Source organism: Micromonospora sp. NBRC 107095, assembly GCF_030269705.1.
GTDB classification, from domain to species: Bacteria; Actinomycetota; Actinomycetes; order Mycobacteriales; family Micromonosporaceae; genus Micromonospora; species Micromonospora parva.
The window spans coordinates 1,010,576-1,022,044 of record NZ_BSTU01000001.1 but is presented as its reverse complement, the minus strand read 5'-3'; the positions used below and the strand labels follow the sequence as shown (position 1 = coordinate 1,022,044).

The following is an 11,469-nucleotide window of genomic DNA, read 5'->3' as shown; positions in this document are numbered from 1 at the left end:
TCTCGTTGCAGCTGGGTGGCCCGGTGGTGTCGACGGTCACGACGGGCCGGGGCCCTCCACGGTGACGCCGGACACGACGTCAGGCTCAAGACACCCAATCGGCCGCATCCGGCGAGGTGGCAGGCGTGCCCGAACTTCTGACTGACGTCGCGTCGCCGACGTGGGCGTACCTGGTGCTGCTCGCTCTGCTGATCGCGGACGCCTTCGTACCGGTGATTCCCACCCAGATCGTCATGATCACCAGTGGGGCGCTCACCGTCTACGGCGGGCTCAGCCTGCCGGTCACCATCGCCGTCGGCGCGCTCGGCGTGTTCGCCGGTGACCTGGCCTGTTACCTGCTCGGACGGAGCGCGCCGGACCGGCGCCCGCCCCGGCACGCCGAGCTGAGCCGCGCCCGCCGGGTGGCCAGCCGGGTCACCCAGGGGCTGCGACAACCCGGGCCGCTGGTCATCCTGCTCTGCCGGTTCGTGCCCGGCGGCCGGATGGCGGCCTGCTTCTCAGCCGGGCGCAGCCGCTACCCCTACCGCCTGTTCGTGCTCTACGAGGCCGTCGCCGCACTGGGTTGGGCCACCTACGGTGCCCTGGTCGGGCACCTGGGCGGCACCGCGCTGACCGAGTCGGCGTGGCGGCTGGCCATCATCGCCACCGCCGCGGCGGCCGGCTTCGCCGCAGCCGGCTGGGCCATGACTCTGGTCAGCGCCCGCCACGCCCGCGCCGCCGCCGCAGTCGACGTCCCCATCGACTGAGTGTCGCTGGATCCGCGGGAGATCCACGGATGCCCGACGGCGCCATGTCCGGAGGCCTCTAGGGGTGGTCCCGGGGAGAGATTTCGGTGGCTGTCCCGGATCCGGCTGGGGTGCCCACGGCGACAGGCTGAGGCATGCCTGGAACCCGGAGTACCGGTCTGCTGGCCCTGGGCGGGATCGCCCTGGCAGCGCTGCTCACCGTGATCGGCCACCTCGAAGTCAACGACGACCTCAACCCGTGGGCGTTGACCATCAGCGACTTCGCGGTCTCCGACCGGGGTGGCGTCATCGACATCGCCATGGTGGTGCTCGCGCTCGCCACCGTGGCGCTGCTGTACGGACTGCGTCGCGCCGCGCCGGCACGGCCCGCAGCCGAACTGCTGCTCGGCGCGTGGGTGACCGGGCTGCTGCTGGCCGCGGTGGTGCCGACGAACGAACCGGGCACCGCCATGACCACGGCGGCCTACGTGCACCGGTACGCCTCGGTGGTCGCCTTTCTGGCACTGCCGGCGGCCGGTTGGCTGCTCGCCCGTCGATCCGAGCTGGCGCCGATCGCCGGGACGCTCCGCACCCTCGTCCTGTTGAGCCTGGCCCTGGCGGCGGCGATGATCTGGTCCGCCTACCCCGGCGACCGTCTGCTGATCGGCCTGGCCGAGCGACTGCTCATCGTCACCGAGGTGGCAGTGCTGGCGACCATCGCGCTGGCCCAGACCCGCGCGGCCGTCGATCATGGAGTTGCGGCGCCTCACCAAAGGGGCATCGCGGCGTGAACCGCCCACCACAACTCCATGATCGCCGAGAAGGGGCGGTTACTCCAGCTCGTGCAGCATGAGCTGGCGGGCGGCCTCGGTGATCGAGCCGGACAACGACGGGTAGATGGTGATGGTCTGAGCCAACTCGTTGACGGTGAGGTTGTTCTCCACCGCCATGGTGATGGGCAGGATCAGCTCGCTGGCCTTCGGAGCGACCACCACACCACCGATCACCTGTCCACTGGCCGGGCGGCAGAACAGCTTCACGAAACCGTCGGAGAGGTCGTCCATCTTGGCCCGGGCGTTGCCGGACAACGGCAGCATCACCTGTCGGGCCGGCACCTTACCCGCGTCCACCTCGTCCTGCGAGACACCCACCGTGGCCAGCTCAGGATCGGTGAAGACGTTCGCCGCGACGGTCCGCAGCCGCAGCGGGCGGACCGCCTCGCCGAGCGCGTGCCACATGGCGATCCGGCCCTGCATGGCGGCGACACTGGCCAGCAGCAGCACGCCGGTGCAGTCACCGGCGGCGTAGATGCCCGGCACGTTGGTCCGGGAAGCCCTGTCGACCGTCACGTAGCCGCCCCGGCCCAGCTGCACCCCGTACTCGGTCAGGCCCAGGTTGGCCGTGTTCGGGATCGAACCGACGGTGATCAGCGCGTGCGAGCCGGTCACCTTACGGCCGTCGGAGAGTTCCACCTCGACGCCCTCGGCCGTACGCCGGACCGCGTCGGCCCGGGAGTTGTTGAGGATCTCCATGCCCCGGTTGCGGAACACCCGCTCGATCGCGGAGGCGGCGTCGGCGTCCTCGTGGGGCATCACCCGGTCGCGACTGGAGACCAGGGTCACCTCGACCCCCATGGCCAGGTACGCGCTGGCGAACTCCGCACCGGTCACGCCGGACCCGACCACGATCAGGTGCTCGGGCAGCTCCGGCAGGTCGTACACCTGTCGCCAGGTCAGGATGCGCTCACCGTCCGGTACGGCGGTGGGCAGCTGGCGGGGGGTCGAGCCGGTGGCCACCAGCACGGTGGACGCGTCGATCGAGTACTCCTCGCCGCCGTCGGCGGGGCTGACGACGACCCGGTGGGTGTGCCCGAGGGAGTCCTCACCGAGCCGAGCGGTTCCGGCCACGAAGGTGACCCCCGCCTTCAGCAGCTTGGCGTGAATGTCGGCGGACTGCGCCAGGGCGAGCCGCTTGACCCGCTCGTGCACCGCCCGCGCGTCGACGGTGACCGCCTCCAGGCCGTCCGAGTGGACCCCGAACTCCTCGGTGTCCCGGTATCCGGTGACGACCCCCGAGCTGGCGATGAAGGTCTTCGACGGTACGCAGTCGGAGAGCACACAGGCGCCGCCGGCCCCGTCGGCCTCCACCACGGTGACATCGGCATCCAGCTGGGCGGCGACCAGTGCCGCCTCGTACCCGGCCGGCCCCCCACCGATGATCACGATCTGGCTCACAGCGTTCGCCCTTCATCCATGCTCACAGTGACTTTCTTCTCCCGAACGCGTTCGACACGCACTGTCGTATTCTCCCCCACCCGTCGGCCGGGCTATCGTCATCGCCGTGCGTCATCACGCCGCCTACGGCTCAAATCTCGACCCCGCCCGAATGCGCGCCTACTGTCCGCATTCGCCGATGGTGGGCACCGGCTGGCTGGAGGGCTGGCGGCTGACCTTCGCCGGGGCGGACGTGATCGGCTGGGAGGGTGCGGTGAGCACCCTCGTCGAGTCTCCCGGTGACCGGGTCTTCGTGGCGCTCTACGACATCCACCCGTACGACGCCGAGCAGCTCGACGAGCTGGAGGGCGTCGCCGCCGGGACGTACCGCAAGCTGCACGTCCGGGTTTCCACCCTCGACGGCGACGTGACCGCGTGGATCTACGTCTTCAACGGGTACGAGGGTGGCCTGCCGACCTCGTGGTATCTGTCGGAGATCGCGAACGCCGCCGAGAAGGCGGGCGCCCCGGACGACTACGTCACCGAACTGCGGGCCCGCCCCACCGGCACCGCGTCGGCGTAGCAGCGCGTATCGCACCCCTTCAGTCTGCTACCGCTGTCGACCGCGACCCCGGTCGGGCCCGCCCGGGGTCGTCAATCACACACGGGCCGCCGGGACGGACCGTTCGTACATGTCGGTCCAGTGGGTTTCCCGCAGCCCCACCGAGCGGTAGAGCGACAGCGGGGCGGTCGGGTTGGTGAGGTCGACGCCCAGACCAGCCGACTTCCGCCCCTTCTCGGCGTAGCGGGCGAAGGCGCGGCGCAGCAGCGCCGCACCCACACCCCGGCGACGGTACGCGGACAGCACCGAGAGGGCCTTCACCCAGCCCGACTGCTGGTCGAGTGCCTGATCCGAGGACTGCAACGCGCCGACCGGCGCCCCGTCCACCTCGGCGACGAACCACTCGTCCCAGGCGGTCAGGTCGCCGATGCGGGCCCGCCACCGCTCGTACGACAACGGCTCGTGGTCCGGGGTGTCACCGAAGGCGGCCTCGTAGATCCGGTGGAACTCCACCAGGTCGGTCTCGTGGTCCGGGCGGACCTGCCGCACTGTCACGCCCGGAGGTGCGGCCGGCTCGTCGGGCAGGTCGTCCAACGGTCGGCTCATTCGGACGTACCGCTTCACGCGGGCGAAACCGAGCGCGCGCAGCGTCTGTTCCCAGTCGTGTTCGGGGGCGAAGACCGCGCAGCGGACGGTGAGCGACGGCAACCCCCGCTCGGCCGCGCGCTCGGCGACCCGGTCCAGTTGACGAACCAGCAACGGCGCGCGGACGGCGGCGGCCCGCACCGGCTCGACGTAGACCTCCACGAACTCCCTGCCCACCCCGCTCGGGTTGTCCACCGTCGCCCAGCCGACCACTGTGTCGTCCGGGTCGATCGCCAACCAGGAGTCCCGGGTCGGGTCGAAGTGGCTGGCGGTCAGCGACGCCGCGACGTCCTCGGCGTCGAAGTCGGGGTGGCCGATGGCGAAGGTGTCGGCGGCGTGCACCACCGCGAGGATCGCCGGCACGTCGTCGAGGGTGGGGCGGCGCGTTGTCCAACCAGCGGGAAGGGTCACGGCAGGACATCCTGGCAGCCGAGGCGGCGGGGCGCCGCCCATTTTCCGGCTGGCGGAGGCCTCAGCCGAGCTCGACCCGGGTGCGGTGCAGCAACTCCACCAACTCCGCGCCGTCGGCCGGCCCGAGGGCGGTGAACGCCGGCGCGGCCAACCGGTTGGTCACCGCCTCCGCCCAGAGCCGGCGGCGCACCAGCGGCCCGATCGGCGGGTACGGCGGCGGCCACCCGCAGGCCACCGCCCCGGCCTCCCCCTCCGGCCCGGCCAACACCGCCTCCAGCGGGGTCATCCCGGCGGCCCGTACCGCGAGCAGGTACGCGCCGGTGAAGTGTTCCCGGAGCAGCCGCAGCCCGGCGGCGCTGCGGGCCCCGGGAGAGAGATCCGGAAGGGGCATGGCCCGCCACGCGGCGAAAAGCGGCATCCCACTGGTGTCGGCCGCGACGACGGCCCGCTCGACGAGCGCGGACAGGCGTTCGGCACCGGGCAGGGGGCCGAGCTGCTGCGCCCCCCACCGGCAGCATTCGGCGAGGCTCGCGGCGGCCACCTGGAACGGCGGGACGACCCGGGCGGCAGCGTCCCAACCGTCGGCGACAGCGTCCGGTGAGATGAACCCGAGGGCGGCGGCGGCCGTCTCGGCCCGCACATCGCCGAGCGCGCCGGCCCGGCCACTGATGTAGAAGGCCCACCCGGAGATGCCGAGCAGTCGGGCCCGGCGCAACGTGGTCGGGTCCCGGCTGAAGGCGTCGCCCAGGTCGAGCACGACAGGCTTGCTGGCAGCCGCGACCTGCTCCGGGGTCACCGCGGGGCCCCCTTCGCGCGGCCCGACCCGCCGCGCCCGACCACGCCCCGACCCACGGCCACCCACCGTGCACGGCCCGCGCACTCGTCGTCGTCCATCAATGGTCAGTCTGCCGCGCCACCGCCCGCGTCCGCATCCCCCTCTTCGGCCGCCAGTGCCTCGATCGCCGCCTCGACCTCCCCGGCGCGCCGCCGGGCCACGGTGACCGCCCGCTCGGCGGCCCGCCGAGCGAGCTTGGCCCGGCTGAGATCCTGCTCGGCGACCGCGCGCCGCCGCTCCAACTCGGCCAGCTCCGCCTCGAGCCCGTCGAGCACGGCCGCACCGTCGCGCTCCTGCCCGGTCGCCTCGGTCAGTTCCGCCTCGGCCCGCTCCTGGTCGGCCTGGGCCTTCGCCAACTCGCGGTCCAGGGCGCGGCGCTGCCGGGCCCGCTCGGCTCGGGCCGCCCGCTGCGCGGCCCGCTCGGCCCGCTCCGCCGCCCGATCCGTACGGGGTGCCGCCTCGGGTCGCCCCCGCTGGGCGCCCGCCGGGCGTTCCTCGTCGCGCTCCTCGTCATCGCCGCTGACCAGCCGCAGTTGTGGCCGGGGCACCTCACCGAAGCCGGCGTAGCTGGCCGCCCGCAGCAGCCGACCCGCCCGCACCTGCTCGGCGACCTCGACGTCGGAGAACGCCGCGTTCAGCGTCGCCTCCACCTCGGCCAGGGGCAGCCGGTTCGCCGGTGGCGCGTCCGGTTCGGCCGCGGCGAGCTTGCGCACCTCGGCGACCAGAGCGCCGACCACTGCCCGGCGCTGCGCGGACAGCTCCCGCAGTTTGGGCCCGCGCAGCTCCCGTTGGGCGGACCGCAGGGCGTCGGCGAGCTGCACCAGATCGGCGACCAGCTCCGGACGTCGGATGGCGAGCAGATTCACCAACCAGGCGGCCACCGTCGGGCGACGCAGCCGGGCCAGCTCCCGGGCGGTGGCCGGATCACCGGCCCGGCGGGCCTGCGCCACGGCGGCCTCCCGGGCGGCCACGAACCGGTCCGGTGGGGTGCGGTAGAGCTGCTGCACCAGCTCCGCGGAGAGGCCGGGCATCGGGTCAGACGTCCACCCGACTGCCGGGCTCCAGTCGCTGGTACTCGGTGCCGGACATCGCCGCGTACTGCCGGTCCAGCACACCCAGCCCGTTGTCGTTGAGCAGCGCGTCGTGCAGGGCGTACGCGCGCCGCGGCGCGACCGCGCGGATGAAGTCGAGCACCTCGGAGAACTTCGACCAGGGGGCGTGGATCGGCGCGAAGAGCGTGTCGACGGGTGTCTCGTCGGGCACCACCAGGGAGTCGCCTGGGTGGTAGACCACGTCGTTGATCAGGTAACCGAGGTTGTCGATCACCGGGATCTCGGGGTGGATCACGGCGTGCCGTCCCCCGTACGCGCGCACGGCGACCCCGGCGGCGGTGAACGACTCACCGACGTCGACCGGGCGCAGCGCGTCGGCCGCGTCGCCCAGGGCCTCGGCGAGCGACGCGGGGCCGTGGATCGGGAACGGCCGTCGGTCGAGCTGGAGGCGCACCGCTGCCAGGTCGAGGTGGTCGGGGTGTTGGTGAGTGATCAGCACCGCGTCCGCACCGTCCAGCGCCGCCGTGGTGTCACTGAACACCCCGGGATCGACGACGAGGACTCCCCCATCGTGTTCCACCCGGAGGCAGGAATGGGCGTACTTGGTGAGTCGCATCGTGACTCCTCGATTATCGAATCGTGACGTCCTCAGCGCAGTCTGCCGGAACCAGCCGGAGTGTGCGTCGCGTCCGAGCTATCGCCACACCGGTTGACGACGATGGGAGCGGGGATGGACGGACAGGTGGGACGACGCCGCGGTGCACTGCTGGTGGCGACAGCACTGGCGGCCGCGCTGGCGCTGACAGGATGCGGTGCCGGCGACAGTGGGGCACAGGACACGGCCGGCTCGGCGGTCGAGGCGCCGCCGGCGAAGGGCGGCGAGGTGCCCCGGGACGCCGCCGCGGGCGCACCTGAGGCGGCCGGTGCCGGCGCACCGGACCTGCGGGTGGACCAGCGGGCGATCATCTACACCGGAACGATGCGGGTGCAGGTGGACGATGTGGACTCGGCCGCCCGCGAGGCCACCGCCGTGGCCACTCGGGCCGGTGGTTTCGTCGGTGGGGACCAGCGGCGCAGTGCCGACGCCGACGCGGTGGCGGAGCTGGTGCTGCGCGTGCCGGCGGCGAAGTTCACCGGCGTGGTGGAGGAGATCGCGAAGCTCGGTCGGCAGCAGAACCGGGAGATCAACACTCAGGACGTCACCGAGGAGACCGTCGACCTGGATGCGCGGATCACCAGTCAGCGGGCACGGGTGGACAGCGCCCGCCGGTTGCTGGCCCGGGCCACCTCGATCACCGACCTGGTGTCGTTGGAGAACGAATTGGGTCGCCGGGAGGCGGACCTGGCCTCGTTGGAGGCCAAGAAGCGACGCCTGGCCGACCTGACCGCCCTCTCCACGATCACCGTGGCGCTGGCCGGACCGGCGGCGAAGGCCACCGAGGAGAAGGACGAGACCGGCTTCCTGGTGGGGCTCAGGGGCGGCTGGAAGGCGTTCGTCGTCTCGATGACCGTCCTGTTGACGGTGCTGGGCGCGTTGCTGCCGTGGCTGGTGGCGCTCGGCGTACCGCTGGCGGTGCTGTTGGTGGTGCTGCGCCGGCGGCGCAGGTCCCCGGCGCTGGTCGCGCCGGTCAGCGCACCGCCGCCAGTGCCCGCAGCGCGGTCTGGACCATGACCCGGACGCCGACCGGGATGGCCCGCTCGTCCACGTCGAAGCTCGCCCGGTGCAGGTCGACGTTGGGGCCTGAGCGACCCACGCCGAGCCGGGCGAGGGCGCCGGGGACGTACTCCAGATACCAGGAGAAGTCCTCGCCGCCCATGCTCTGCGGTGTCTCGGCGATCCCCTCCGGGCCGAGCGCGGCGGCGGTGGCGGCGGTCAGCACCTGGATGGCGCGGGAGTCGTTGCACACCGGCGGACGGCCGCGCAGGTATTCCAGGTCGACAGTGGCGCCGGTCGGCGCGATCACATCCCGTACCACCTGAGCGACGATCTTGGGAGCCTGCTCCCAGGTGTCGCGGTCCATCACCCGGAGGGTGCCGGAGGCGCTCGCCTCGGACGGGATGACGTTGTAGCGGGTGCCGGCCGAGGCGTGGCCGAAGACCAGCAGCAGGCCGCTGTTGGCCGGCACCCGGCGGCTGACCAGGGCGGGCACCTCGGTGATCAGCCGACCGAGCGCGTCGACCAGGTCGACGGTCAGGTGCGGGCGGGCGGTGTGCCCGCCCGGGCCGGAGAGCCGGACCGTCACGTTGTCGGCGGCCGCGGTGATCGGACCGACCCGCAGGCCGACCTGACCCACCGGCAGGTTCGGATCGCAGTGCAGCGCGAAGATCTGCACCACATCGTCCAGACCGCCGGCCTCAATGACCTCCAGCGAACCGCAGGGCAGGATCTCCTCGGCCGGCTGGAAGATCAGCCGGACCCGGCCGTCCAGCTCCCCGAGGTCGGCGAGCTGGGCCAGCAGCATGCCGACGCCGAGCAGGACCGTGGTGTGCACGTCGTGCCCGCAGGCGTGGCAGACGCCCTCCACGGTCGACCGGTACGGGACGTCCTTGGGGTCGTCGAGCGGCAGGGCGTCGATGTCGGCGCGCAGCGCCACGACCGGGCCGTCCGGCCGGCCGTTGATGTCGCAGATCACGCCGTTGCCCTTGGGCAGCAGGCGCGGGCTCAACCCGGCCAGCGACAACTCCCGGGCGATCAGCGCGGCCGTCTCGAACTCGTTGCCGGAGAGCTCAGGGTGCGAGTGGATGTGACGGCGCGTAGCGATCAGCCCCGGTACCCGGAGCGCGAGAAGGTGATCCAGCTCGCGGGGCAGGGGCTGGGATCCGGATGGCGTCTCCGGCCAGGACGACGCCAGCTGGCCACCCGTGGGCAGCGTCAACGCACTCGTCACGTCGAATTCTCGATCACTAGAGATGGATGGATCATCGGGGACAGCAGACAGCCTAGACCTCCGACGGTGACGCTGCGCAACCTCGTTACGGTAATGATCGGACCGCACAGAGTCACGTATGCCCTGCTGAGGGCGCTCGTCGAGGCGGGGGACAGCAGGTAGATCACGGTCGAACGCCGTCATCGGCCCCTCACCTCCTACAACGCGTAACCAATCGCGGCGGTCACGAATCCCGGCACCAGTCGGAACCCGTTGCCAAATTGTCGCATTAGTCGGGGTGGTGAACTGACACTCCGACAATTAGCCGACCACACTGAGCAACGAGCCGGATAAGGACGCTCACACGCAGCCACCCGCCGTGGGCGCACAGGGTGTGCGTCCCGGCTCAACCGACCGGATACCCGCTCGGCCCGACCGACACACAGTGCCCTCGGGCCGTACAGTCGCGACCGAGCACGCTCAGAAACGGTCGGTGGGCCGGTACAACCCCCACACCTCGCGCAGCGTCCCGCACACCTCGCCCACCGTCGCCCGGGCCCGCAGCGCCTCCTTCATCGGGTACAGCACGTTCTCCGTACCCTCGGCGGCGGCCCGAAGATCGGCCAGCGCCCGCGCCACCGCGTCGGCGTCCCGCTCGGCGCGCAGCCGGGCCAGCCGGTCGGCCTGGGCCGCCTCGATCGCCGGGTCGACCCGCAGCGGCTCGTACGGCTCCTCCTCGTCCACGGTGAACCGGTTGAGCCCGACCACCACCCGCTCCGCCGAGTCGATCTCCTGGGCGATCCGGTACGCGGACTGCTCGATCTCCCGCTTCTGGAAGCCGGCCTCGATCGCGTCCACCGCCGAACCGTGGTCAGCCACCCGCTCCATCAGCTCGACGGCGGCGGCCTCGATCTCGGCGGTCATCGCCTCCACCACGTACGAGCCGGCGAACGGGTCGACGGTGGCGGTCAGGTCCGTCTCGTACGCCAGCACCTGCTGGGTACGCAGCGCGAGCCGGGCCGCCTTCTCGGTGGGCAGCGCGATCGCCTCGTCGAAGCTGTTGGTGTGCAGCGACTGGGTGCCGCCGAGCACCGCTGCCAACCCCTGTACCGCCACCCGGACCAGGTTCACCTCCGGCTGCTGCGCGGTGAGCTGCACGCCGGCGGTCTGGGTGTGGAACCGCAGCATCATCGACTTCGGATCCTTGGCGCCGAAGTCGTCGCGCATCAGTCGGGCCCAGATCCGCCGGGCGGCGCGGAACTTCGCCACCTCCTCCAGCAGCGTGGTGCGGGCCACGAAGAAGAACGACAGCCGGGGCGCGAAGTCGTCGACGGCGAGCCCCGCGGCCAGCGCAGCCCGCACGTACTCCACGCCGTTGGCCAGGGTGAACGCGATCTCCTGCGCGGGCGTCGCGCCGGCCTCCGCCATGTGGTAGCCGGAGATGGAGATGGTGTTCCACTTCGGCACCTCCTTGCGGCAGTACGCGAACGTGTCGGCCACCAGGCGCAGTGACGGCTTCGGCGGGAAGATGTACGTCCCCCGGGCGATGTACTCCTTGAGGATGTCGTTCTGGATGGTGCCGTTGAGTGCCGTGCCCGGCACCCCGTTCTCCTCGGCGACGAGCTGGTAGAGCAGCAGCAGCACCGAACCGGGCGCGTTGATGGTCATCGAGGTGGACACCTTGTCCAGTGGGATGTCGGCGAAGAGCAGCCGCATGTCCTCGATGGAGTCGATGGCGACGCCCACCTTGCCGACCTCGCCGTGCGCGATCGGGTCGTCGGAGTCGTAGCCCATCTGGGTCGGCAGGTCGAACGCGACCGAGAGTCCCATGGTGCCGGCCCGCAACAGCTGGTGGTACCGCGCGTTGGACTCGGTGGCGGTGCCGAAACCGGCGTACTGGCGCATGGTCCACGGGCGGGAGGTGTACATGGTGGGGTAGACGCCCCGGGTGTACGGGAACTCGCCGGGGCTGCCGAGCCGGGAGTCCAGGTCCTCCGGAAGGTCGGCCTCCGAGTAGACGCCGTTGATCGGGAAACCGGACTCACTTGACCGCCGTTGGTTCATCCCCGGATGGTAGGACGCCCGGCCACGTCGTCGGGTGAGGGATACCGCACAGTGCGTCCCGACCGGTCGACACCAGGTGAACGACAGGGCACGTT

The 11,469-nt window shown here is 71.8% G+C and carries 11 protein-coding genes; 4 read left to right on the top strand and 7 right to left on the bottom strand.

Features of this window, described 5'->3' with window-relative positions; all coding sequences use genetic code 11:
• Nucleotides 1-125: 125 nt before the first annotated feature.
• Both QSK15_RS04875 and QSK15_RS04870 read left to right on the top strand, forming a co-directional pair.
• On the top strand, nt 126-746 hold the full coding sequence (locus tag QSK15_RS04875) for a DedA family protein (protein ID WP_285793072.1): 621 nt from the start codon (nt 126-128) through the stop codon (nt 744-746).
• A gap of 134 nt (nt 747-880) precedes the next feature.
• Nucleotides 881-1,516 carry a DUF998 domain-containing protein gene (locus QSK15_RS04870; protein ID WP_285793071.1) on the top strand — a complete coding sequence of 212 codons (636 nt, stop codon included), beginning with the start codon at nt 881-883 and terminating at the stop codon, nt 1,514-1,516.
• Nucleotides 1,517-1,555: 39 nt separating this feature from the next.
• Here QSK15_RS04870 and QSK15_RS04865 read toward each other — a convergent pair whose 3' ends face one another.
• Nucleotides 1,556-2,959, bottom strand: coding sequence for an NAD(P)H-quinone dehydrogenase (locus tag QSK15_RS04865; RefSeq protein ID WP_285793070.1), 1,404 nt, complete (start codon nt 2,957-2,959; stop codon nt 1,556-1,558).
• A 106-nt stretch (nt 2,960-3,065) separates the two neighbouring features.
• Between QSK15_RS04865 and QSK15_RS04860 the strand changes: the two genes are divergently transcribed.
• Nucleotides 3,066-3,521: a gamma-glutamylcyclotransferase family protein gene (locus tag QSK15_RS04860; protein ID WP_030328953.1), complete on the top strand. Its 456-nt coding sequence runs from the start codon at nt 3,066-3,068 to the stop codon at nt 3,519-3,521.
• Between the two features lie 75 nt (nt 3,522-3,596).
• On the opposite strand, the gene QSK15_RS04855 is transcribed toward QSK15_RS04860, so the two are convergent.
• From QSK15_RS04855 to QSK15_RS04840, 4 genes are all read right to left on the bottom strand, one after another.
• On the bottom strand, nt 3,597-4,556 hold the full coding sequence (locus QSK15_RS04855) for a GNAT family N-acetyltransferase (RefSeq protein ID WP_285793069.1): 960 nt from the start codon (nt 4,554-4,556) through the stop codon (nt 3,597-3,599).
• A gap of 61 nt (nt 4,557-4,617) precedes the next feature.
• Nucleotides 4,618-5,352 carry an SCO6745 family protein gene (locus tag QSK15_RS04850; RefSeq protein WP_285793068.1) on the bottom strand — a complete coding sequence of 245 codons (735 nt, stop codon included), beginning with the start codon at nt 5,350-5,352 and terminating at the stop codon, nt 4,618-4,620.
• A gap of 104 nt (nt 5,353-5,456) precedes the next feature.
• Complete coding sequence (locus QSK15_RS04845; protein WP_285793067.1) at nt 5,457-6,422, bottom strand: hypothetical protein; 966 nt, start codon at nt 6,420-6,422, stop codon at nt 5,457-5,459.
• Nucleotides 6,423-6,426: 4 nt separating this feature from the next.
• Complete coding sequence (locus QSK15_RS04840; protein ID WP_285793066.1) at nt 6,427-7,059, bottom strand: MBL fold metallo-hydrolase; 633 nt, start codon at nt 7,057-7,059, stop codon at nt 6,427-6,429.
• Nucleotides 7,060-7,152: 93 nt separating this feature from the next.
• On the opposite strand from QSK15_RS04840, the gene QSK15_RS04835 reads away from it, so the two are divergent.
• Complete coding sequence (locus tag QSK15_RS04835) at nt 7,153-8,115, top strand: DUF4349 domain-containing protein (protein WP_285793065.1); 963 nt, start codon at nt 7,153-7,155, stop codon at nt 8,113-8,115.
• Here the strand turns inward: QSK15_RS04835 and QSK15_RS04830 are convergent.
• Nucleotides 8,072-9,331 (bottom strand): amidohydrolase, encoded by a 1,260-nt coding sequence (locus tag QSK15_RS04830; RefSeq protein ID WP_285793064.1) that lies wholly within the window; start codon nt 9,329-9,331, stop codon nt 8,072-8,074. The genes QSK15_RS04835 and QSK15_RS04830 overlap by 44 nt on opposite strands.
• Nucleotides 9,332-9,790: 459 nt before the next feature.
• On the bottom strand, nt 9,791-11,374 hold the full coding sequence (locus QSK15_RS04825; RefSeq protein ID WP_285793063.1) for an acyl-CoA mutase large subunit family protein: 1,584 nt from the start codon (nt 11,372-11,374) through the stop codon (nt 9,791-9,793).
• Nucleotides 11,375-11,469: the final 95 nt, after the last annotated feature.